Source organism: Nocardia sp. NPDC001965 (genome assembly GCF_053594175.1).
Genome location: NZ_JBSFDZ010000002.1, coordinates 1 through 23,350 on the forward strand (window position 1 = coordinate 1; position 23,350 = coordinate 23,350).

The 23,350-nt window shown below is 68.2% G+C and carries 19 protein-coding genes, 1 pseudogene and 2 riboswitches; of the genes and pseudogenes, 10 read left to right on the forward strand and 10 right to left on the reverse strand.

Annotated elements, in window-relative coordinates; translation table 11 throughout:
- The first annotated feature begins 255 nt into the window (after positions 1-255).
- The 4 genes from ACWCPQ_RS03885 to ACWCPQ_RS03900 all read left to right on the forward strand — a co-directional run bounded on the left by ACWCPQ_RS03885 (position 256) and on the right by ACWCPQ_RS03900 (position 3,089).
- Positions 256-420, forward strand: coding sequence for a hypothetical protein (locus ACWCPQ_RS03885; RefSeq protein ID WP_449894442.1), 165 nt, complete (start codon positions 256-258; stop codon positions 418-420).
- A gap of 67 nt (positions 421-487) precedes the next feature.
- Positions 488-1,066, forward strand: coding sequence for an HNH endonuclease (locus ACWCPQ_RS03890; RefSeq protein WP_449894444.1), 579 nt, complete (start codon positions 488-490; stop codon positions 1,064-1,066).
- Positions 1,063-1,311 carry a WhiB family transcriptional regulator gene (locus tag ACWCPQ_RS03895; protein WP_449894446.1) on the forward strand — a complete coding sequence of 83 codons (249 nt, stop codon included), beginning with the start codon at positions 1,063-1,065 and terminating at the stop codon, positions 1,309-1,311. Before ACWCPQ_RS03890 ends, ACWCPQ_RS03895 begins: the two co-directional genes overlap by 4 nt.
- Before the next feature lie 215 nt (positions 1,312-1,526).
- Positions 1,527-3,089: a VWA domain-containing protein gene (locus tag ACWCPQ_RS03900; protein WP_449894448.1), complete on the forward strand. Its 1,563-nt coding sequence runs from the start codon at positions 1,527-1,529 to the stop codon at positions 3,087-3,089.
- A 7-nt stretch (positions 3,090-3,096) separates the two neighbouring features.
- Here the strand turns inward: ACWCPQ_RS03900 and ACWCPQ_RS03905 are convergent, their stop codons facing one another.
- The gene (locus ACWCPQ_RS03905; protein ID WP_449894450.1) at positions 3,097-3,810 is read right to left on the reverse strand and encodes a response regulator; all 714 of its coding nucleotides are present in this window, start codon (positions 3,808-3,810) and stop codon (positions 3,097-3,099) included.
- Positions 3,807-5,360: an ATP-binding protein gene (locus ACWCPQ_RS03910; RefSeq protein ID WP_449894452.1), complete on the reverse strand. Its 1,554-nt coding sequence runs from the start codon at positions 5,358-5,360 to the stop codon at positions 3,807-3,809. Before ACWCPQ_RS03910 ends, ACWCPQ_RS03905 begins: the two co-directional genes overlap by 4 nt.
- 127 nt (positions 5,361-5,487) lie before the next feature.
- On the opposite strand from ACWCPQ_RS03910, the gene ACWCPQ_RS03915 reads away from it, so the two are divergent.
- Entirely contained in the window at positions 5,488-6,840 is a 1,353-nt protein-coding gene (locus ACWCPQ_RS03915) for a cation:dicarboxylate symporter family transporter (protein ID WP_449894454.1), read from the forward strand.
- Between the two features lie 157 nt (positions 6,841-6,997).
- On the opposite strand, the gene gcvP is transcribed toward ACWCPQ_RS03915, so the two are convergent.
- The 7 genes from gcvP to ACWCPQ_RS03950 all read right to left on the reverse strand — a co-directional run bounded on the left by gcvP (position 6,998) and on the right by ACWCPQ_RS03950 (position 14,146).
- On the reverse strand, positions 6,998-9,793 hold the full coding sequence (gene gcvP, locus ACWCPQ_RS03920; protein WP_449894456.1) for an aminomethyl-transferring glycine dehydrogenase: 2,796 nt from the start codon (positions 9,791-9,793) through the stop codon (positions 6,998-7,000).
- 46 nt (positions 9,794-9,839) lie between these two features.
- Positions 9,840-9,943: riboswitch (glycine riboswitch) on the reverse strand.
- Between the two features lies 1 nt (position 9,944).
- Positions 9,945-10,040: riboswitch (glycine riboswitch) on the reverse strand.
- A 94-nt stretch (positions 10,041-10,134) separates the two neighbouring features.
- A complete protein-coding gene (locus ACWCPQ_RS03925; RefSeq protein ID WP_449895495.1) occupies positions 10,135-10,713 on the reverse strand; it encodes a MerR family transcriptional regulator in 579 nt (192 codons plus the stop codon).
- 175 nt (positions 10,714-10,888) lie between these two features.
- On the reverse strand, positions 10,889-11,362 hold the full coding sequence (locus ACWCPQ_RS03930) for a bifunctional nuclease family protein (RefSeq protein WP_195054004.1): 474 nt from the start codon (positions 11,360-11,362) through the stop codon (positions 10,889-10,891).
- 201 nt (positions 11,363-11,563) lie between these two features.
- The gene (ftsR, locus tag ACWCPQ_RS03935) at positions 11,564-12,373 is read right to left on the reverse strand and encodes a transcriptional regulator FtsR (protein ID WP_449894459.1); all 810 of its coding nucleotides are present in this window, start codon (positions 12,371-12,373) and stop codon (positions 11,564-11,566) included.
- Between the two features lie 62 nt (positions 12,374-12,435).
- Positions 12,436-12,921, reverse strand: a complete 486-nt coding sequence (gene odhI / locus ACWCPQ_RS03940; RefSeq protein WP_030520553.1) for an oxoglutarate dehydrogenase inhibitor Odhl — start codon at positions 12,919-12,921, stop codon at positions 12,436-12,438.
- A gap of 150 nt (positions 12,922-13,071) precedes the next feature.
- Complete coding sequence (gene gcvH, locus ACWCPQ_RS03945; protein WP_449894461.1) at positions 13,072-13,470, reverse strand: glycine cleavage system protein GcvH; 399 nt, start codon at positions 13,468-13,470, stop codon at positions 13,072-13,074.
- Positions 13,471-13,513: 43 nt separating this feature from the next.
- A complete protein-coding gene (locus tag ACWCPQ_RS03950) occupies positions 13,514-14,146 on the reverse strand; it encodes a CDP-alcohol phosphatidyltransferase family protein (RefSeq protein WP_449895497.1) in 633 nt (210 codons plus the stop codon).
- Positions 14,147-14,334: 188 nt separating this feature from the next.
- On the opposite strand from ACWCPQ_RS03950, the gene ACWCPQ_RS03955 reads away from it, so the two are divergent.
- From ACWCPQ_RS03955 to ACWCPQ_RS03970, 4 genes are all read left to right on the forward strand, one after another.
- Positions 14,335-16,017: a GMC oxidoreductase gene (locus ACWCPQ_RS03955; protein WP_449894463.1), complete on the forward strand. Its 1,683-nt coding sequence runs from the start codon at positions 14,335-14,337 to the stop codon at positions 16,015-16,017.
- A gap of 70 nt (positions 16,018-16,087) precedes the next feature.
- The gene (locus tag ACWCPQ_RS03960) at positions 16,088-17,491 is read left to right on the forward strand and encodes a DUF2252 domain-containing protein (protein WP_449894465.1); all 1,404 of its coding nucleotides are present in this window, start codon (positions 16,088-16,090) and stop codon (positions 17,489-17,491) included.
- An 86-nt stretch (positions 17,492-17,577) separates the two neighbouring features.
- The gene (locus ACWCPQ_RS03965; protein WP_449894467.1) at positions 17,578-18,468 is read left to right on the forward strand and encodes an NERD domain-containing protein; all 891 of its coding nucleotides are present in this window, start codon (positions 17,578-17,580) and stop codon (positions 18,466-18,468) included.
- Positions 18,469-18,582: 114 nt separating this feature from the next.
- Positions 18,583-19,362, forward strand: coding sequence for a phosphatase PAP2 family protein (locus ACWCPQ_RS03970; protein ID WP_449894469.1), 780 nt, complete (start codon positions 18,583-18,585; stop codon positions 19,360-19,362).
- A 21-nt stretch (positions 19,363-19,383) separates the two neighbouring features.
- On the opposite strand, the gene ACWCPQ_RS03975 is transcribed toward ACWCPQ_RS03970, so the two are convergent.
- Positions 19,384-21,339 carry an acyl-CoA dehydrogenase family protein gene (locus ACWCPQ_RS03975; RefSeq protein WP_449894472.1) on the reverse strand — a complete coding sequence of 652 codons (1,956 nt, stop codon included), beginning with the start codon at positions 21,337-21,339 and terminating at the stop codon, positions 19,384-19,386.
- Between the two features lie 345 nt (positions 21,340-21,684).
- Between ACWCPQ_RS03975 and ACWCPQ_RS03980 the strand changes: the two are divergent.
- Positions 21,685-23,088: pseudogene (locus ACWCPQ_RS03980) on the forward strand (threonine/serine ThrE exporter family protein); the annotation flags it as partial.
- Positions 23,089-23,350: the final 262 nt, after the last annotated feature.

Sequence of the window (23,350 nt, forward strand, 5' to 3'; positions counted from 1 at the left end):
TTTTGACACTCGACGTCAGAAGTGTTTTTTTCCGATGTGTTGAGGGTCGTTCAGCTGGTGGGGGGGGTGGGGGGGGGGGGGGGGGGGGGGCGGCCGCCGCCGCGATCCGGTGGGAGAAAAATCAGCCGACAACCGCTACTGCCCTGTGCCACCATGTATTCCATCCGGCCCGCCCAGGGCTACGACACCAGAGCCCGCAGGGCTACGACGACACCAGAGCCCGCAGGGCTACGAACAGAGAAGGGAGGAGTGGTCTTGTATCCAGTCGCACCGGCCGGTGACACCCGGTCGAACGCCGAATCGGCGCTGTGCGCCGGCGCACCCAACCGGCCGACGAGCGTTCGCGGCGAACCGTTGCGGCAGCCGAAAACCGTAACCGGCGACCTGATGATCGACCGGCTCCTCCCGCAGCGGCGCTGACCGCCCGCGTTCTCCGATTCCTTTTGCAGACCCGGCTGCGCCGGGCCGTCGAAACCTGGTGATACCCATGCCGATATCCGCTGTCGCCGAACCCGCGACACTCACTCCGGACAACTGGATACACACCCGGGTACTGGTGCTCAACGCCAGCTACGAGGCATTGGCCCGGATTCCCGCCGACCGCGCGGTGGTACTGCTGACCAGCGGAATCGCCGAATCCGTGGTGGTGCGGCAGCCGCATTTCCCGATCCGGTCCCAGCACACCGAGATCATGTTGCCCGAGACCGTCCGGCTGATCCGCTACCGCTACCTGGCGCACGTCTCCGTCCACCGGCCCGAGGGCCGTGCCACGCACGCCGCGATCCTGCGACGCGACGGGAACAGGTGCGGGTACTGCGGCGCCGGGGCCCACACCGTCGACCACATCCGGCCGCGTAGCCGGGGCGGGCCCAACACGTGGGAGAACCTCATCGCCTGCTGCGGGACCTGCAATACCGGAAAAGCCGACCGCACCCCGGAGGAGGCCGGAATGCGGCTGCTCTGGCAGCCCCGGCCGCCGGACCCGCTGGCCCGTGCGCAGCGGCGGGTCTGGCGGCAACTCGCGACGACAACCGAGGCGATCCACGAAAGGAGGGGATCGAGATGACCGTCGAAGTTCTGGCAGATCTGCTGCCCGTCTCCGACAGCCGCGGCTGGCACCGGGCCGCCTGTCGCGGTGACCCGAACCACGAGGCGTGGTTTCCCTATCCGTCCCAGGATTTCGCCTATGCGCGGGAAGTGTGCGGGCGCTGCCCGATCCGGCAGGACTGCCGGAGGTTCGCCGAGCGCACCGGACAATCCGGCGTGTGGGGCGGGCAGGAATTCGACCGGGGCACGATGATCCGGGAATAGCCGGATCGAAGCTGGTCCCGGCGCTGTGGGGCCGTGCGGTGAGCACGGCCCCACAGTCGTGACCGTGGTGCGTCACCGAGCGGTTCAGGACCATAGACTGACTGCCCGTGGGTACCCATCGCAGCACCGGTTCTTCCCGGAGATCGAGCAAGGGACCGGTGATCGCGGCGGTTATCGTAGTGGTCCTGGTCGCAGTCGTTTTCGGCTGTTCACGAATGGGCACGGATCCGGCCGACCGAGCGTCCACCGGCACGTGTATGGAAGGCGAGGCCGTCCTCGACGTCACCGTCGATCCGGATATCGCCGATCCGGTCCGCACCATCGCGGACCGCTACAACGAGACGGGCCCGATCGTGCGGGACCACTGCGCGAAGGTCGCCGTCACCGAACGGCCCGCTGCGGATATGGTCGCCGCTTTCACCTCGAATGCCACTTGGAACCCCGTGCTCGGCCCGCGGCCGGGTCTGTGGATCCCGGTCTCCGGCCGCGATATCGAATCCATGCGGGTGCCGGGCCTGATCGAGGGCACACCGCAGTCGATCGCGTCCAGCCCGATCGTGCTGGCCGTTCCGGAGATCCTGCGGCATGCGCTGGCCGCCACCCAGACTTCGTGGGCGGATCTGCCGCGGCTGCAACAGGGTTCGCTCGATCAGATCGGGCTTCCGGGCTGGGCGGGGTTGAAGCTGGCGCTACCCCCGGGTGACAGCACTGTCGCCGTCGCCACCGCCGTCGCGGGTGCGATCTCTGGCACCGAGCCGCTGACCGAGGAGGCCGCGAAATCCGGACAGGCGATCTCGGCCGTTTCGGGACTGGCCACCGCGGCGCCCGAGGCCGCCGATATCTCCGCCGCGATGACGACGCTGTCGGCCGCCGCGCCGGCCGAGGCCGCGGTACACGCCGTACCGGTGACCCAGCGTCAACTGGCGGCCAACGGCAGCGCCACCGCCTATGTCCCCGCCGGGGCGGCACCGGTAGCCGACTATCCCGCCGCGATCATGTCCGGTCCCTGGGTCGACGAAACGCAGAACCTCATCGCCGGTTTGTTCGCCGACTATCTGCGCAGACCCGATCAGCAGCGGGAACTGATCGCGGCCGGGTTCGCCGCTCCCCCGGCCCAGCAGGTCGCCGCACCGCCACGCGCCGCGCTCGACCGACTCCGCAAAGCACTCGCCAACCCGGTACTGGGGGTACAGGCCACCGCCCTGCTGGACGTCTCGTCCTCGATGAGCACCACCGAGGGAGATCTGACCCGGCTGGCCAACACCGTGGGCGCGCTGGCCTCCACCATGAATGTGATGCCGCCCGATTTCGGCCTGGGCATCTGGACCTTCGGCAAGAACGTCGACGGCGCCAACCCCTATCGGATCATCGCCGAAACCGCCCGCCTCGACGACGCGCACCGCGGCACGCTGATGGGCTCGCTCGGGTCGATCGAAGCGACCTCCACCGACTCCGACGAGTGCTACCCGGCACTGCTCGCGGCATACCGGAAGGCGGTCGCGAGCTACGCGGCCGAGCGCACCAACTCGATCCTGCTGGTCACCGACGGGCCGGACGACGAGTCCGCGCTGAGCGGCGAAGAACTGCTGGCCGCCATCGCCGACACGAGCGACCCGGCGACACCGGTCCGGGTGGACGTCATCGTCGTCGGCGGCGGCCAGGGCGCCGATACGCTGCGTACGCTCAGCCAGCGCACCGGCGGCGGCTACACCGTGTTGCCGAGCAGCAACGATCTCGAATTCGGCACGGCCGTGGTCGGCGCGCTCACCACACCCTGAACCGGCGTCAGCCCGGCTCCCGTCCCGGGGCTTCGCGCCAGCGGTAGCGGGTGCGGGGCCGACCGGTCCGGCCGTAGTCGGAACGCCTGGCCACCACACCGTCTTCCGCGAGGCGTTCCAGGTAGCGCCAGGCGGTGATCCGGGAGACGCCGATCGCCGTCGCCGCATCGGCGGCGGTGAGCCCGTCCGGTGCGCCGCGGAGCACGCGGCTGATCTCGGCGAGGGTGTGCGGTGCGACTCCTTTCGGGGTGCCGGCCTGCCGCGCGGGGGTGCGCAGTACCGCCAGGGCCTGATCGATATCGTCCTGCGTGGCTGCGGACTCGCCGGTCGGCAGCGCGCCGTGGAACTCGCGGTAGCGTTCGAGCTTGTCCCGGAATGCCGCAAAGGTGAAGGGTTTCAGGAGATAGAGCACCACACCGTGGGCGACGGCGGCCCGGACCATGGCCAGGTCCCGGGCCGAGGTGATCGCGATGACGTCCGGGCGTGGCCGCTGGCCCACGAGTGTCGCCGCCACCTCCAGACCGCTCATATCGGGCAGTCCGATATCCAGCAGGACCAAATCGATCGGTGCCCCGGCGGCCGCGGCGGCCGCCACGGATCGCAATGCGTCACGGCCGGTACGGGCGACTCCCACCATGCGGAACCCGGCGATCCGCGCGAGGTAGGCCTCGTGCGCTTCGGCGATCAGTGGTTCGTCCTCGACGATCAGAACCCGGATCATCCGCGCTCCTCCCGTGGAATTCGCACCGTGACCGCGCTCTCCGGTGCGGTTTCGATACCGACGGTGCCGCCGTGGCGGGTGACGAGCCCGCTGACCAGCGCCAGGCCGAGACCGTGATGCCCCGCTTTGGTGGAGTATCCGCGTTCGGCGGCGCGCGCGAAACTCTCCGGCGCCAGGCCGGGCCCGCTGTCGGCCACTCGTACCGTGAGCGCCGCCGCGTCCGCGCGGACGGTCACCTCGACCCAGGCGCCGGCACCCCCGCCCGCGGCGTCGATCGCGTTGTCGATCAGATTCCCCACCAGCGTCACGGCCTCCCGGCTGGACAGTGGGGCCACAGTGTCCAGGGAGGTATCGGCGGTAACGGTCAGTTCGATATCGCGCTCGGCGGCCTGGTTCACCTTGCCGAGCAGCAGCGCCGCCAATACCGGGTCACCGACTTCGGCCATCAACCGGTCGATGAGGGCCTGGGACAGCTCCAGTTCCGCGGTCGCGAATTCCACCGCCTCCCGGTAGCGGCCCAGCTCCACCATGGTGATCACGGTGTGCAGCCGGTTGGCCGATTCGTGGGCCTGGGACCGCAGTGATTCGGCGAACCCCCGGACGGTATCGAGTTCGCCCAGGACCGTGCGCAGCTCGGTGTGGTCGCGGATGGTGGTCACCGTCCCTTCCGCGCGCCGCCCCAACCGCACGACGTCCTGGTTGACCAGTAGGACACGGTCGGCGGTCACATGTGTCTCGTCGCGGACGGACCGGCGATCCGGGTCGCGCAGCGAGGCGGGGAGGTCGGCACGGGAGACCGGCCCGTCGGGCAGCTCGAGCAATCTGCGGGCCTCGTCGTTCACCACTTCGGCCCGATCACCGGTGGGCCCGAACACCAGCAGCCCCTCGTGGATCGAGTGCAGTACCGCGTCGTGGTGTTCGTACATCGCCCACAGCTGCGCGGGCGCGAGACCGCGGGTCTGCCTGCGCAATCTGCGGTTCAGCAGCAGCGAGCCGGCCGCGGCGACCAGCAGCCCCACCCCCGTCACCCCGATGATCACCGGTAGTTGCGCGGCGAAGCGGTCACCGATCGCGGACCGGGTGACCCCGGCAGAGACCAGCGCGATCACCCTTCCCCCGGCGTAGACCGGCGTGACCGCGCGGATAGAGGGGCCGAGGCTTCCCGTGTAGGTCTCGGTGAACGTGGCACCGGCCAGCGCTCGATCGATGTTCCCGGAGAACGGCAGGCCGATCCGGGCGGTGTCGGTATGGGTGAACCGGGTCCGGTCCGGGGCCATCACCACGATGAAATCCACTCCGGTCGCGAGCCGGATCTGTTCGGTCACCGGTTGCAGCGACCGCGTCGGGTCCGGGGACAGCGCCGCGGCGGCGGTGGACGGCGCGGCCGCGACACTCACCGCGATATCGGTGACCTCACGTGTGGCGGTCCGATCGCTGTCGCGGCGGGCGTCGACCACCGCGTAACCCGCCCAGAGGGCGGTGACCAGTGCCAGCAGCACCAATTGCAGGACGAAGACCTGTCCCGCCAGAGACCCGCGACCGGTTCGCACGAACTCCTCCACTGAACGAAATGCACGAAAGCGTGACGGATGTCACGTATCAGTCCATCATTCTGCACAGGGCGTGGTGGCCGGGTTCACCTCGCCCGCGCACTACGACTCGGGAGGAGACCAGGTCATGGAGGACCGGACTCGAACACGGCGGGATCGCACCCACTGGCTCTATCTGGCGGTGATCGTCGCCGTCCTGGCGGGCATTCTGGTCGGCTGGCTCGCGCCGGGCACCGGCCGGGCACTGGCGCCGCTGGGCACCATGTTCGTCGATCTGATCAAGATGATGATCGCCCCGGTCATCTTCTGCACCATTGTCCTCGGTATCGGTTCGGTACGTGCCGCCGCGACCGTGGGAAAGGTCGGCGGTCTGGCCATCGGATACTTCCTCGCCATGTCGACCGTGGCGCTGGGGATCGGCCTGCTGGTCGGTAATCTGCTCGACCCCGGCACCGGGCTGAACATCACCGAGTCGGCGGGACAGGGCGCACAGTACGCCGAGCAAGCGCACGGAGCCGGGGGCACCGTCGAATTCCTGCACAGTATCGTCCCCACGACGCTGGTCTCCGCGCTGACCGCGGGCAGTGTGCTGCAAGCGTTGTTCGTCGCGCTCCTGGTGGGTTTCGCGGTGCAGGCGATGGGCTCGGCCGGGGAGCCGATCCTGCGCGGTGTGGCGCTGATCCAGAAACTGGTTTTCCGGATCCTGGCGATGATCCTCTGGCTGGCCCCGATCGGCGCCTTCGGCGCGATGGCCAATGTGGTCGGCCGGACCGGGCTCGAGGCCGTGGTCCAGCTGGCGACCCTCATGATCGCCTTCTATCTCACCTGTCTGCTGTTCGTCTTCGGTGTGCTCGGCGTACTGGTCCGGCTGGTGGCGAAGGCGTCGATCTTCAAACTGTGCCGCTACCTCGCCCGCGAGTACCTGCTCATCGTGGCCACCTCGTCGTCGGAATCGGCGCTGCCGCGACTGATCGCGAAGATGGAGCATATGGGGGTCGAGCGCACCACCGTCGGCGTCGTCGTGCCGACCGGCTATTCGTTCAATCTCGACGGCACCGCCATCTATCTGACCATGGCCTCGATCTTCATCGCCGACGCGATGGGGCAGCCGTTGAATCTGGGCGAACAGTTCGGCCTGCTGGTGTTCATGATCGTGGCGTCCAAGGGCGCGGCCGGGGTCACCGGTGCCGGACTGGCCACGCTGGCCGGTGGGTTGCAGAGCCACCGGCCCGAACTGCTCGACGGTGTCGGGTTGATCGTGGGTATCGACCGGTTCATGTCCGAGGCTCGCGCGCTCACCAACTTCTCCGGTAACGCGGTCGCCACCCTGCTGATCGGAACCTGGACCAAGACGGTCGATACCGAGCAGGTACGCGATGTCCTGGATCGGAAACTGCCGTTCGACGAGGAGACGATGGTGGACGACCACGGACCACGCCCCGCCGCGGAGGACGGCACAAAGGCCCTGGTCCCGGCCTGATTCCGCGCGGCGAATCCGGCTCCCACCGGCCTCGGCCGGGGCCCGTCCTCCGGAACGGACCCGGCCGAGGTACCGCTGCGGCGGGTCCCGGAATCGACAGCCCAGCAGCCCGGACGATCGGCCCAGAAGATCCGGCCACCGCGCCGGGAGCACCGGGTCAGTCGGTGTAGGCCTCGAGGGGCGGACAGGTGCAGACCAGATTGCGATCGCCGAATGCTCCGTCGATACGACGCACCGCCGGCCACACCTTCGGCCGTTCGTGTGTGAGACCGAGCGGATACACCGCGACCTCCCGGCTGTACGGGTGGTCCCATTCCCGAACCAGGCTCGCCGCGGTGTGCGGCGCATTGCGCAGCGGATTGTCCTCGGCCGGCCACTCGCCCGCACCCACCCGGTCGATCTCGCGCCGGATGGCGATCATCGCCTCGGCGAACGCGTCGAGCTCCGCCAGGTTCTCGCTTTCGGTGGGTTCCACCATCAGTGTGCCCGCCACCGGGAAACTCATGGTCGGCGCGTGGAATCCGTAGTCGGCGAGCCGTTTGGCCACATCGTCGACGGTCACCCCGGTGCTCTTCGTGATCTCGCGCAGATCCAGGATGCATTCGTGGGCGACCATATCGTTGTCGCCGGTGTAGAGCACGGGATAGTGCTCGCCGAGGCGGCGGGCCAGATAGTTGGCCGACGCGATCGCGGTCGAGGTCGCCCGGCGCAGCCCCTGAGCACCCATCATCCGGATATAGGCCCAGGTGATCGGCAGAATCGACGCCGATCCGTATTCGGCCGCCGAAACCGCGTGCGAACCGCGGACCAGGGGGTCGCCCGGGAGGTACGGCGTCAGATGGGACCGGACCGCCACCGGGCCCACCCCGGGCCCCCCGCCGCCGTGCGGGATGCAGAACGTCTTGTGCAGGTTCAGATGGCTGACGTCACCGCCGAACCGCCCCGGCCGGGCAATGCCGACGAGTGCGTTCAGGTTCGCGCCGTCCACATAGACCTGACCGCCCGCATCGTGCACGAGGGCGCACAGCTCGGCGACCTCCTGCTCGAACACGCCGTGCGTCGAGGGGTAGGTGATCATGATGCAGGCCAGCCGCTCGGCGTGGTCGGCGATCTTGGCCCGCAGATCGTCGAGGTCCACATCGCCGTTGGCCCGGCATTTCACCACTTCGACCCGCAGGCCGGCCATCGCGGCGGACGCGGCGTTGGTGCCGTGCGCGCTGGAGGGGATGAGGCAGGTGTCGCGGCGGGTGTCACCGCGGTCCAGGTGATAGCGGCGGATGGCCAGCAGGCCCGCGTACTCGCCCTGGCTGCCCGCGTTGGGCTGCAGGCTCACCGAGTCGTATCCGGTGATCTCGGCCAGCCAGCGCTCCAGGTCGTGGATCACTCGCCGCAGACCAGGGGTATCGGATTCGGGGGCGTAGGGGTGCAGCCGCGCGAAGCCGGGCCAGGTGATCGGCTCCATCTCCGCGGTGGCATTGAGTTTCATCGTGCACGAACCGAGCGGGATCATGCTCCGGTCCAGGGCGATGTCCTTGTCCGAGAGGGCACGCAGATACCGCAGCATCGCCGTTTCGGTGTGGTACCGGGTGAATGCGGGGTGGGTCAGGAATTCCGAGGTGCGATTCTCGATCGCCGCCGCGGCAGGCTCGGCCGCAGCGATACCGAACGCGTCCAGCACCAGCGCGATATGGTCCGCGGTGGTGGCCTCGTCGCAGGCGACGGCGACGTGGTCGTCGTCCACCCGGCGCAGATTCACACCGCGCGCGGCCGCCTTGGCGACCACCGTTTCCGCTTGTGCCGGCACCCGGGCCAGCACGGTATCGAAATAGTTGTCGTGCACCAGCGCGTCGCCGAGAGCCGCCGCCAGTTCCGCGGCATGGCCGTGCACCCGGCGGGCGATGGCACGCAACCCGTTCGCACCGTGGTAGCAGGCGTACATACCGGCGACGATGGCCAGCAGCACCTGGGCCGTGCAGATATTCGAGGTGGCCTTCTCCCGGCGAATATGCTGTTCGCGCGTCTGCAGCGCGAGCCGGTAGGCCGGGGCACCGTCGGCGTCCTTGGACACGCCGACCAGCCGGCCGGGCAGCTGCCGGGCGTAGTCGGCGCGCACCGCCAGATATCCGGCGTGCGGTCCGCCGAAGCCCATCGGCACACCGAAGCGTTGGGTTGTCCCGAAACAGACATCCGCGCCCTGCTCCCCCGGTGGAGTGATCAGCGTGAGCGCGAGCAGATCCGCACCGGCGGCCACCAGTGCCCCGCGATCGTGTGCGGTGGCGATCGTCGCCGACCAGTCCACGATCCGGCCGGAGGCACCGGGCACCTGCAGGATCACTCCGAAGAACTCACCCTCGGGCAGGCCGTCCCGGGCCAGATCGGCCTCCACTATCTCGATACCCAGGGGTTCGGCGCGAGTCTCCAATACGGTCCGGGTCTGCGGGAACAGATCCCGGTCGACCACCAGACGAGCGGGGGCCCGGCGATTGACCCGGCGCAACAGCGTCATCGCCTCCGCGGCCGCGGTGGCCTCGTCGAGCATCGACGCATTGGCCACGTCCGTGCCGGTCAGGTCGGTCACCATGGTCTGGAAATTGAGCAGCGCCTCGAGCCGGCCCTGACTGATCTCGGGCTGATAGGGCGTATAGGCGGTGTACCAGGCCGGATCCTCGAGCAGATTGCGCACCAACACCGGCGGGGTCAGAGTGTCGTAGTAGCCGAGTCCGATCATCGAGGTGGCGATGCGGTTCGATTCGGCGAATGTGGCGAGTTCGGCCAAGACCTCGTGTTCGGTCCCCGGTGCGGGCAGCCCGGCGAGCGGATCGGTATCGCGGATCCCGGCCGGCAATACGGCGGCCGCCAGTTCATCGGCCGAGGCGACACCGATCGCGGCGAGGATCCGCGCGAATTCGTCGTCGTCCGGTCCGATATGACGATCTGCGAAGGTCTGGGTCACCACGGCTCCCTGGGTGGGGCGGCCGACCGGCACGGTCGGCTGACGGCCCTCCCCCTCTGTCGCGGCGCCTGAGAGCTTCGGTGTCCGGATGCGGTCCGGTCGCCTTTCACCTTGGGCGGGTGGCCCGCAGCCACCACTTTCCAGAGGCGCCGGTTCCCGCACGGTCCTGGTGCCTGAGAGATTGACGGGGAGGTGCTGCTCCTTCGGCGCCCGGATCCAGGATCCGGGACTCTCCCGCACGGCTACGACGCCCGCTCATCCTAGCCCGGTGAGCGGTACCGCAGGGCACCCACCCGGGCGGTGTGTGTCCTTGCCCTCATCCGTCCGCTACCGGTGGACGATCAGCCGGTTTTGCGGGTCAGCCGGGCCTTGCGCCGGTAGGAGAGTTCGTCTTCGGGACGTTCGCTGGTTTCCGAGGCGCGTTCGGCGGGGAATGCGGCGATGGCTCCGGTGAGCTCCCGCATGGCACTGTTCACGGCGATCCCGAATACACCTTGGCCGCCCTGCAGTAAATCGACGACTTCTTCCGGTGACGTGCACTCGTAAACCGAGGTTCCGTCGGAGAACAGCGTGATATTCGCCAGATCCTGAACCCCGCGACTGCGCAGATGATCGACGGCGATCCGGATGTTCTGCAGCGAAATACCGGCATCGAGGAGTCGTTTGACGATTTTCAGGACCAGGATGTCCTTGAAGGAGTACAGCCGCTGGCTACCCGAACCCGCCGCCCCGCGGATGGACGGCACCACGAGGCCGGTCCGTGCCCAGTAGTCCAGCTGCCGGTAGCTGATCCCGGCGACCTGACAGGCCGTCGGTACCCGGTATCCCACCAGGTCGTCGGGAACCGAATCGTCGGGGAACAATCCAGGTTGTATTTCGTAGCGCCGAGGCGGGCCCACTTCCGATCGCATTTCCCGCATATTCTCTGCCACTGAACTACTCCCTTGCTCCGCCGATCAGTGCCCACAGCCGACGGCCCGGCGTCGACTATGAGGCTACTCTTCCCATTCTCTCGGCCACAGCAGTGCCGAACCAAATGCGACGCGCAGTAACAGTCTCGACCTGTAGTTGAGGTCTAGAAAAAAATGCGATTTCTCAACTGTCGGTCGCTTTGAAATCGTCGGGCGATACCGACTCGAGGAACTCCTTGAACTTTTCGACCTCGTCCTCGCGTTCGTCGGGCATCACCAGACCGGCTTCCTCGAGCACCGATTCCGCCGCATAGATCGGGCAGCCCACGCGCAGGGCGATCGCCACCGAATCCGACGGCCGCGCCGAGATCCGCACTTCGTTCTCGAAGACCAGATCGGCGTAGAACGTGCCTTCCTTCAGGTCCACGATATGAACCTCCTCGAGGGTGTGCCCGAGATCGGCGATCAGGATCTTGATCAGATCGTGGGTGAGCGGCCGGACCGGCGTGACACCCTCCTGTTCGAGCACGATGGCCGTAGCCTCCGCCTGCCCGATCCAGATGGGCAGATACCGCTCACCTTCCGCCTCCCGCAGCAGCAGGACGGGCTGATTCTGTGGCTGCTCGACCCGGATGCCGATCACGCGCATTTCGCTCATCGCACTGCCTCCCATACTCCCCGGCCGCCCGCCCTCGCCGATGCAGGGCTCGCCGTACTCACGAGTCTAGGCGAATTTCGCGCGGCGCCGCGATCGCTGGCGAACACCGGAATCGGTGTGTTGCCACCGGCGTAGCCGCCGACGGCTCGTCCGCAGGTCAGGCCGGATCCGGCCGATGACCGCGGAAATCGGACGGACGGATCATCCGCCCAATGAGTTGCGCACCGAGGCCTTCACCAGGCTCGCGTGCAGCGACAGCGACAGCGCGGCAAGTTCGCGCACCGTCTCCTCCGCCCGCGCCCGGGCGCCCGCGTCGCGGCTCTTGGCGATGGGCGCCGCAATCTGCGCCACCAGTGCCGCCTCCCGATCCGCGGCCAGTTTGAACGCGCGCAGATGGCGCGCCTCCAAACCGAATTCGGCCATGGCCTTGGCGGTCGCGGCCAAGGTGACCGCATCGGTATCGAAGAACCCGGCGGGTCCCGGAGCGATCAGGTTGGCCCGGATCAGGTCGTTGAGGAATTTCTCGTCGATCCCGGCCCGGTCCAGCAGGTCTTCACGGGTGACCCGGATCTGGTGATCGAATTCGAAATCGTCCGGGGTGATCCGCCCCGGTGGCACGCCGAGCCGCCGGGGCGGCCGTGGTGCCGGCTCCTCGGTCCGGTCGTCCGGCTCCGGCTGCCCCGCATCCGGACGGGCGGTGCGCGCCCGGGCGCGAGCTTCCCGCACCCCGAGCGTCGCCGCACCGCTGTCGATCGCCTCGAGCTGTTCCTTGATCACCTTCAACGGAAGGTACTGGTCGCGCTGCGCCGTCAATACGAAACGCAGCCGCTCGCAGTCCGCGACCGAGAACCGCCGGTAACCCGACGGCGTCCGCTCCGGCCGGATCAGACCCTCCGCTTCCAGGAAGCGGATCTTGGAAATGGTGATATCCGGAAAATCCGGTCGCAGCAGATCGAGCACGGAGCCGATCGACATCCCTCCGTGCGCCCACTGCTGCGCCGCGCCTGTCATGATCTCGAGTCTTTCATGCCGAAGCGCCGATCACCCGGACCGGCGCACCGATCGTCAGCTGTTCACAAACTTCCCGCACCGGCGGCCGAACCGGCCTCCTGCGTCCGCGGACCGGTGAGGAACACCAGCCGGAACTTACCGATCTGTACTTCGTCACCGTTCTGCAGCTCCGAGGAATCCACCGGCTCGCGATTGACGTAGGTGCCGTTCAGGCTGCCCACATCGACGACCTGGAAGGAATCCTCGTCCTGCCGGAATTCGGCATGGCGACGACTGACGGTGACATCGTCGAGAAAGATATCGCTGTCGGGATGACGACCGGCGGACGTGGTGGGCTGGTCCAGCAGAAACCGCGATCCCGCATTCGGACCACGTTTGACGACCAGCAGCGCCGCCCCGACCGGAAGACCTTCGACACCCTGCACCGGCTGCTCGCCGGTCGGCTCGCCGGAGCGCGATGCGTCGACCTCGTTCAGGAAATCCGCGCGGAAGACCGACGTCGTCTCGGCCGCGGTCTCCCCGTAACCCGGGTCTTTGTTCTCGCTCACCGTTTCTCTCCTCCTCGAACCTCATAAACCATGCAGGCAGATGCCGCGATAAGACGTGGCTGGGCGGCCCCGACTCCGGGCGGCACATCCGTTGGCTTTGACCGTACCCTGCCGGGCCGCACCCGTGCAGGTAGAACCGGGAAGGCTGGATCAGCCCCCGATAACTCCTTGATAACCCGCGGCATCGAGCAGTTCGGCGACACTCGAGTCCAGTGCGGACGCATCGCCCACCTCGAGTTCGAACAACCACCCGTCACCGTAGGGATCGGTATTCAGCGTTTCCGGCTTCGCCTCCAATTCCTGGTTCACCGCAACGACTTTCGCGCTCAGTGGAGCGTAGATATCGGAAACGCTCTTCGTCGATTCGACCTCGGCGATGCTGTCCCCGGCGGCGACCTCGGCGCCGGATTCCGGCAACTGCACGAACACGACGTCACCGAGTTGCGACTGGGCGTAATCGGTGATCCCGACCCGGACCCGGGTGGGCTCGATCCGACGCACCCATTCATGTTCCGCGGTGTATCGCAGATCCTCCGGAGCCCGGTTCACGTGGTGTCCTTTCCTCGTGTCGTCGTGCACGATGCCCGCAACTCTATGCGAGCCCACCGTCATCTGCCGCGCCGGTATCCCCGCCGCGTGTGACACGGCCTCCGGCCGGGGCCGGGGGGATCCGGCGGGCCACCGCGACGGCCCGGCCCAGGTAGAGCAGACCGGTCCACACATAGACGGCCGTACCCCAGATCAGTAGTGCCCCGCCGAACGCCGCACCGAAACCGTCTCCGGCCCAGTCCATCTCCCCGGCCAGCAGCCAGGGCAACGCGGACATGAGCGCGAAGGTCGCCGCCTTGCCGAGGTAGATGACCTCGGGCGGGTCCAGGTCGCGGCGGCGGTAGACCGTCAGACTCAGGGTCAGCACCACATCGCGTCCGATCAGCAGTGCGGCCACCCACCAGGGGATGAGCCCGCGCACGACGAACGCGATCAAGGTGGTGACCAGGTAGAGGCGGTCGACGAAGGGGTCCAGCAGGGCGCCCAGTCGCGAGGACTGGTCCAGCAACCTCGCGAGCTTGCCGTCGAGGAAATCCGTGAACCCGCTCAGGATGAGCAGTGCGAACGCCCAGCCGTCGGCGTGCTGCACCAGCAGCAGCCACAGGAACAGCGGCACCCCGATCAACCGCAGCACGCTCAGGACATTGGGCACGGTGAGCAGGCGGTCCGACAGCACCGCGCCGAACGCACTGCCGGGATCGCGGTCCGTGGCCGAGGTCTCGGATCCGCCGGTTCCCGAATCGCTCTTCACATGCCAGTGCTTACCGTATGGCGTGCGGCGACGCCAGCACACCCCCGCCGCGTCATTCGATGAAAGAATGAGTATGAAACCATCTCACCATCGAGTCGGGTGAGAGGAAGATCATGTCAGAGTTCGACTACGACGTGGTGGTCGTCGGATCGGGGTTCGGCGGCAGCGTGAGCGCCCTGCGGCTCACCGAGAAAGGCTATCGGGTCGGTGTCCTCGAGGCCGGCCGGCGCTGGGACGCGGAGTCGCTCCCCCGCAGCAATTGGAACCTGCGCAAATCCATCTGGGCGCCCAAACTCGGGTTCACCGGGCCGCAGCGGATCAGCCTGCTCGGCAAATGCGCGGTCTTCTCCGGGACCGGGGTGGGCGGCGGCTCCCTCATCTACGGCAACACCCTCTACGAACCGCTCACCGATTTCTTCACCGATCGGCAGTGGGCGCATATCACCGACTGGCAGACCGAACTCGCGCCCTACTACGACCAGGCGCGACGCATGCTCGGTGTAGCGACCAACCCTCGCACCACCCCGGCCGACGAGGTGATCCGGGACGTCGCCGCCGATATGGGTGTGGGTGGAACCTTCCACCCCACGGACGTGGGGGTGTTCTTCAACGAGAACGATCCCGGCACCGAGGTCGACGACCCTTACTTCGGTGGCGCGGGCCCGCGCCGCAGCGGTTGTGTGCACTGCGCCCGTTGCCTGACCGGCTGCCCGCACAACGCCAAGAACACGACTACCACGAACTATCTCTTCCTGGCCGAGCAGGCGGGCGCCACCGTGCATCCGCTCACCGCCGCCACCACGGTCCGGCCGCTGCCCGACGGTGGCTACGCCATCGATACCGAACGCCCCGACCGGTGGATCCGCAAACGCAAACGCACCTTCACCGCCGAACAGGTGGTGTTCGCGGGGGCAGCGCTGGGCACCCAGCGGCTGCTGCACCGGATGCGGGACAAGGGCATCCTGCCGCGGATCTCGCCGCGTCTGGGCGAGCTCACCCGCAGCAACTCCGAGGCGATCCTGGCGGTCGTCAGCCGGTCACGCCGCGATTTCGCGGCAGGTGTCGCCATCACCTCATCGATACATCCGGAGACGAACACCCACATAGAGGTGTGCCACTACGGCAAGGGACAGAACGCACTGTTCCCACTCTCGGCGCCGGTGATCGACGGCGGCGCGTTCCGGTTCCTGCGCTTCCTCCTCGCCGCGGTCCGGCATCCGGTGGTCTTCCTGCGCAGCTTCAACGCCCGCCACGCGTCGGAACGATCGGTGATCCTGCTGGTGATGCAGTCGCTGGACAATTCGCTCACCTCGTTCCTGCGACGTGGCGAACTGGCGACGAAGCAGGGTACGGGCGAGCCGAATCCGACCTGGATACCGCTGGCCCACGACGTCGGCCGGCGATTCGCGGCGAAGATCGACGGAGACACCCACGGGCTCTACACCGACGTCCTCGATATCCCCGCCACCGCGCACTACATCGGCGGCTGCGTGATCGGCGACCGACCGGAGACCGGCGTGGTCGACCCCTATCAGCGGGTTTACGGACATCCCGGGCTGCATATCGCCGACGGATCGGCCGTCACGGCCAACCTCGGCGTGAATCCGTCGCTCACCATCACCGCTCAGGCAGAACGCGCGATGGCATTCTGGCCGAACAAGAACCAGGAGGACACCCGGCCGGGGCTGGGCACCCCGTACCAACGGCTCACCCCCGTGGCACCGGTACGGCCGGCGGTCCCCGCGGCGGCTCCCGGGGCACTGCGCCTGCCCATCACTCCGCTGCGGGCGAGCTGAGCCGGACCCGGCTCACCCCGGCCCGCACACGCGGAAGCCGGCCGAGATCAGCGCTCGGTACCGTTGCCAGGTGTCCGACAGTCGTATCCCGTTGCGCTCCTATACGCCCGCCGAAGAGGTGCTCGCCCGCGGCCGGGCCGCGCGCGACCGGATACCGCGTACGGCCCGCGACCGCGCGGTCCGTGCCGACGGGCGGCCGTCGGTGGTGGAGTTCGTCGAAGCGTCGAACAGAGGGCGCATCGAGGAGTTGATCCCGCTGCGCATCGGCCGGATGATCGCCTCGCCGTTCGCGTTCTACCGAGGCGCCGCCGGACTGATGGCGACCGATCTGGCCGGTAGCCCGGATACCGGTTTCACCGCCCAGCTCTGCGGCGACGCCCACCCCGGCAATTTCGGTCTGTACGGCACCTCGCGCGGTGAAATCGTGATGGATATCAACGATTTCGACGAAACCGTGCCGGGGCCGTGGGAATGGGATCTGGAACGGCTGGCCGCCGGGCTGGTCCTGGCCGGGCGCGTCGGCGGCGCCGACGAGGACGAATGCCGGACCGCGGCCGCCGACGCCGCCCGCAGCTACCGGCGCGTCGCCGCCGCCCTGGCCGAACGCCCCTTCCTCACGACCTGGTCCGCCCTCGCCGACGAGTCGATTCTCGACCGGGTCGAGGCCGACGATCTGCTGGACAACTTCAAGAAGGCTGCCAAGAAGGCCCGGAAGAACAACAGCGACAAAGTCGTACGGAAATGGACCCATATCGACGATCACGAAACCGGGATCGAGAGCCATCGTTTCGTGGCCGATCCGCCGATCCTCACCACCGTCACCCAGGACGTCGAGGACGCCGCCGTCGACGCGCTCGAGCGCTACGGTACGACGTTGCGGGAATCCCGGCAGGGGCTGCTGGCCCGGTTCGCGGTGGCCGATATCGCCTTCCGGATCGTCGGCACCGGCAGTGTCGGCTTGCACAGTTATGTCGCACTGCTGCACGGTAATTCGGGTGAAGTACTGGTACTGCAGCTCAAACAGGCGGCGCCGTCGGCGCTGGCGCCCGTCCTCGGCATCGCCGCGCCGAAACACGAGGGAAAGCGAATCGTGCAGGGCGCCAGGCTGGTTCAGACCGAAACCGATATCCTCCTCGGCTGGACGACAATGTCGGTGCCGACCGGAAAAGGCACCCGGGACCTGCCGTTCATCGTCCGTCAGTTTCGTAATCTCAAGGGCGGAATCGCCCCCGAGGAACTCGAACCGCACGATCTCGACGACTACGGCCGGCTGGCCGGAGCGCTGCTCGCCCGCGCCCACGCCCGATCCCTCGACCCGCGCCTGATCAGCGGTTATCTGGGCGAAGACGAGGATTTCGACGAGGCGGTGGCCGATTTCGCCATGCGCTACGCCGACCGCGCCGAAGCGGACCACGAGGAACTGCTCGCGGCGGTTCGCGCCGGTAAACTTCCGGCGCAGGAGCCGGACCGGTAGTTTCGAACACGTGCGCCGCACGGCCGGCGCCGCCACAGCCTCGGCTCGGACACGTTGCCTCGGCTCGGACGCGAAGGGCGGTCACCATGCTCGTGCAGGTTCAGAACAGCACCGACAGCGTTGCCGAACGGGCCCTGGTCGATTGGCTCAGCGGCTGGGACAGCGCAGGCAGCCCGCAGGGTATCGCGACGGTGAACTGCGGGCTGCTCCATCAGGGTGTCTCCTATCGTTTCGACGCCATCGTCTGGACACCGACCAGTTGTGTGGTCATCGACGTCGCCGGGCTGCGTTCCACCCACGGCGGCACCCTGCAGGTCCCGCTGACCGGTGACTGGACCCTCAACGGCGTCCGCGCCGAACTGGAGACCAGCGATAACCGAGCACCGCTGGAACGGTCCCGCGAGAACACCTTCGCCCTGCAGAACTGGCTCGCCGCCCGGGGACTGGGACAGCGCGCGGTGCACGGGGTCGCGCTGATCGTGCCGCTGCAGAACGCCCCGGTGCAGATCGAGCAGAAGGTGCACGATCCGAGTTTCGATGTGATCCTCGGCGACGACGGTGACCGGCTCCGGAACTATTTCGGCGTCCTCGCCGAACGCGAGTCGCACCGCTGGACCGTCAACGATGTCGCGGTGTCGTTCCGCGGCATGGGGATGCTGCCGTATCTCCCGGCGCCGCAGTACCTGCTCGAAGAAGGTTTCATCGGCCCGGTCGACGTCACCCTGTGGCACGGCGGGCCGGCCCAGGCCGAGGCCGAGCAGTATGCGGAGGATCTCGCCGAATACGAGCGCTCGCTCGGCAGCCGGCGGTTCCGCTCACCCTGGTACAGCCCGTGGCGGCTGTACCCGCGCGAGGTCGGCGATATCGATTTCGGCCGCGCGGTGATGCGCGCGGGTTTCGCGCTGGGAATGTTCATCGCCATCGCCTGGATCCTCTGGTTCGTGATCACCGCCTTCCTCACCTACGGCCCGGGGTGAGGGGTCTGTCCACCTGCCCGCCGGCCGTCCCCGCTTCACGTGCCTCCGCTTCCGCCGCGACCGTGCGCCGGTTGCCGATGAGCAGCGCCGGGCTCGGGCCACTAGGGTCGGCTCGTGAGCACAGCATCCGGGGTGCCGGATCCGTTCGGCGCGGACCGGGCCACCGGCCCTGACCCCCGAACGAATACCGGCCGTCCGGAGAAACCGGCCGATTCCGGCGTGTACCCGCCCGGCGTCGACGGCCGGGCGCCCGACCCGGCCGGCCCGGGCGCCCGGCGTCCCCCGCACACCGCGGATCCCGTCACCACCGCGATCACCGCCGCGGCCGGGGCCACCGTCGCCGCCACGATCCCCCTGTCGTTTCCACCGGGCGGCGGACCGACGACCCTCGATCTCGCGGTGAACGCCCGGGTCGATCCACGGCTGGACCCCCGACCGTGGATCGCCGAGGTGCTGGCGCTGGCCACGAACACCGGGGTGGTGCTGGCGATCCTGTGCGGTGGTGCCGTCTGGTTCGCCTGGCAACGCCGCTGGTGGGAGACCGCGACGATGGCACTGGTGCCCGAGGCGGCGGTCGCGGTCAATGCCTGGGCACTCAAACCGCTCTGGTCGCGGCCCCTGCACGACTATCTCGCGTTCCCGAGTGGCCATACGGTGCACCTGGTCGCGCTGGTGACCACGCTCGTACTGCTGCTGCGTTCCGTCCGCGCCCGCGCAGTGACCATCGTGCTCGGGGCCGCCGCCCTGTGCGGCGGCGGTATCGGGATGATCGCGCTCGACTACCACATGGCCACCGATGTCGTCGGCGGCGCGGCAACCGGTATCGCACTGGCGATCGCGCTGTACTGGGTCGCCGTGTGTGCGTTCCGCCGTCGGTGGGCCCGGCCCGGCTGACCGGCCCGGGCCCCGGCAGTGTTACGCCCGGGCCTCGGGCACCGCCTGGTGCCGCTCGTAGACGCTCGCGTCGTCCAGCATGGTGGCACCGAGCATCGACTCCGGAACGCCCAGTCCTTCGACGAGCGTGAGCGCGTCCGGGCGCAACCGGTCGACGAGTTCGTTCACTCCGCGCCGGATGGCCTTGGCCCGTTCCACGGAGATGAACCGGTGCATGATGTACCAGGCCGAATTCTCTTCGAGGATCGAGTACACGTACAGATCGCAGACGGTTTCGGCGAGCCGGCGGGCCTCGGCGTCCTCGATATCGGCGATGCCCTCGATGAACGTCTCGAGGATCAACCGGTCGATATGGGCGGCACCGGCAGCGAGGATATGGTCCTGGGCGTTGTTGAACGCTTCGAACGGTTCGGTCTCCTCGGCACGCGCCCGCAGCCGGTGCGCGGCCGTGCGGATGAGGTAGTCCTCGCGGTCGGCGAAAAGCGCGAGCTGGGTATCGCGCCGGCCCAGATCGCCCTCGTCGACGGTTTCACCGCCGCGGTCACGCAGTGTCTGGATGAGCTGACGCACCCCGGACCTTTTACGCACCACGTCCCCGGCCATGGTCGCGGCGAACCGGACCCAGCCCAGCGCGTCCAGGTCCCGGACCTCGTCGGCATAGGAAGTCAGGATCTCCTTGGCGACGAGCTGGGTGAGCACCACATTGTCACCCTCGAAGGTGGTGAACACGTCCGTATCCGCCTTCAGGGTGACCAGGCGGTTCTCCGTCAGATACCCGGCACCGCCGCAGGCCTCACGGCATTCCTGGATCGCCCGGGTGGCGTGCCGGGTCTGTGCCACCTTCAGGCCGGCCGCCCGCTTCTCCAGCGCCCGCTGCGCGCCGGCGGCCAGATCCTGGCCGGTCTGTACCAGATGCATACGGCGGACCAGATCGTTCTGTGCGAACGACAGCGCGTAGGAATGGGCGAGCAGCGGCAGCAGCCGGCGCTGATGCATCCGGTAGTCCAGCAGCAGGGTCTCGGCGCCGTTGTCGGGATCCCCGAACTGGCGGCGTTTCAGCGAGTACCGCAGCGCGATACTCAAGCCGACCCGCGCGCCCGCCGCCGCCGCACCGCCGACACTCACCCGGCCGCGTACCAGCGTGCCGAGGGTGGTGAAGAAACGGCGGCTGGGGTTCTCGATCTCGGAGCTGTAGGTGCCGTCCGGCGCGACATCGGCATAGCGATTGAGCAGGTTCTCCCGTGGCACCCGCACCTGATCGAAGACGATCCGGCCGTTGTCCACCCCGGGCAGGCCGCCCTTACGGCCGCAATCGGAGGTGGTGACACCCGGGAGATCGTTGCCCTCCTCGTCCCGGATCGGGACCAGCAGGCAGTGCACCCCGTGTTCGCCCGAAGGGGTCCGCAGTTGAGCGAACACCGCGGCCATCCGAGCGTGTTCGGCGGCACCGCCGATGTAGTCCTTCCGGGCCGAAGGTGTCGGCGTATGGATCACGAATTCCTCGGTGACCGGATCGTAGGTCGCGGTGGTTTCCAGATTGGCGACATCGCTTCCGTGCCCGGACTCGGTCATCGCGAAACAACCCAGCAGATCGAGCGAGATCAGCCGCCGGATGTACTCGCTGTGCCGTTCACTGCCGAGGTTCTCCACCGCGCCACCGAACAGGCCCCACTGCACGCCGGATTTCACCCAGAGCGACAGATCGGCGTAGGCGAGCATCTCGAGTCCCACAACGGCGGCGCCGGGCTCGCCGGTGCCGCCGTTCTCCCGCCGGAACCCACGCTCGGCATAACCGAGTTTCGCCAGCGAGCGCATCTGCTCCAGAACCCGGGCCCGCGCCTCGGGCAGATCGAGATCGGGGTCGCCGGTGTACTCCTGCCCCGCGAGCTGGGTGCGAGCCTGCTCCCGGACCTCGCCCCACGGCCCGTCCAGTGCCTGACGTAAACGTTGCGCTGTCGAAGTGCTGCCGGTGCTCATACTTCCGACCATAACCGGGCGGTGGGCGGGTCGGGGTCGATGAACACGCGGGGGTGTTACGCAGAACACGCACTGTGTAACGCCCCCGGAACCGGGTAAGGCGCCTTCGGAGACGGCCCAGGTCAGCGATGTGATCGAGACGTTTTCTCCATTCGACATGTCAAATAAACCGGTACGTAACAAACGTCACAATTTCCAAGTGGCTTTTGCGGTGGGCAAGAGACCCCTTCGGCCACTACCTTCGCGGCTATGGCTGCGCAAGGAATCCTGGAAGGAGCAACCTCCGAACCACCGATCACCCCGGACCCGTCCGGCTACGCCGACTCGCGGCGTAACCCCCTGCGCCTGCCCGTCCTCACCGGTGCCATCAACAAGTTGGTCGCCGATCGCCCCGCCACCGCGGACACGATCGTGTCCGCGCCGGCGCCGTTGCAGCCCATCGATCTCTCCGATGACGCCGCGGTGGCCGAAGTGCTCGATCTGGCGGTCCGGATGGGTGAGGTCGTGCTGGCATCCGGTTCGGCGGTGACCGATACCGAGACCACGGTGCGGTTCATCGCCGCCACCTACGGTCTGTCGGCCTGTGATGTCGAGGTCACCTACAACTCCATCCGTATCTACGCGCATCGCGGTGCGCGGCTGCCGTCGGCCAGTTCGATGCGGGTCGTGCAGTACCGCTCGCTCGATTTCACCCGGCTCGCCGCCGTGGACCGGCTCACCCGGCGGATCCGGCGCGATATCCTCCCGCCCGACGAGGCGCGCCGGGCGCTCGACGCCATCACCACGGCGCCGCACCCCTACAAGCGGTGGACCGCCACCTTCGGCTGGTCGTTCATGGCGGCCGCGATCTCGCTGCTGCTGGGCGGCGGGTTCCTGGTCGCGGCACTCAGTTTCGTCACCACGGCGGTGATCGACCGGACCAACCGCATGCTCAACCGGCACGGCCTGCCGTTCTTCTTCCAGCATCTGGTGGGTGGTGCCATCGCCGCGGCACCGGCGGTGGTGCTCGCCGCCTTCGCCGGGCCGCTGGGGATCTCGGTCAGCCCGACGCTGATCATCGCGGCCGGGATCACCGTGCTGCTCAGTGGGCTGAGCCTGGTCGGCTCGGTGCAGGACGCCATCACGGGTGCGCCGATCACGGCGGCCGCGCGCATGCTCGAACTGCTGATGATGACCGGCGGGATCATCGCCGGTATCGCCCTCACCCTGCGTATCGGCGAAATGTTCGACGCCACCGTGCCGTTGGACCTCAGCCCCGGACACGGGCTGACGAATCTGCCGGTGCAGGTGGTGGCCGGTGCCGCCGCCGCGGCGGCGTTCGCGCTGGCCTGCTACGCCGAGCGGCGCGCACTGGCCGCCGCGGCGGGTAGCGGCGCAATGGGCACCATCTGCTATCTGCTGGTGATCACGGCAGGTTTCGGTCCGGTGGTCGCCGCCGGTGCGGCCGCCATCGTGATCGGTCTCGTCGGTGGTCTGTTCGCCCGCCGGGCGCTCACCCCGCCGCTGGTCGTCGCACTCGCCGGGATCACCCCGCTACTGCCCGGCCTGAGCATCTACCGGGGGCTGTACGGGCTGCTGAACGACGAACTGGCGCGCGGTGCGAACCAACTGCTGGCGGCCTTCGGTATCGGCTGCGCACTGGCCGGCGGTGTCACGCTCGGTGAGTGGTTCGACCGGACGGTGAACCGCCCGACGGTGCTGCGCAAGTTCGGCACGCTGCGTCGTCCGGTGGTCAAGCGCAAGCGGCGGCCCACGGTGAACCTCGGCAAACGGCGGCCGACGGTGAACCTGGGCAAGCGGCGGCCGACGGTGAACCTCGGCAAACGAGTGGGCACGGTGCCGGGACGCCATCCGGTGCGGGTCCCCGTACAGCATTCCACGCCCACCACGGAAGCATCGCGGGATCTGTCCCTCAGCCTGCCCGCGGCCGGGCAGCTGCCCCAGGTGCCCAAACTCGCCGAACGGGGCAGCGCCCCGGTCCCCGGGTTCGATCACGGGGGCTGGAGCCACG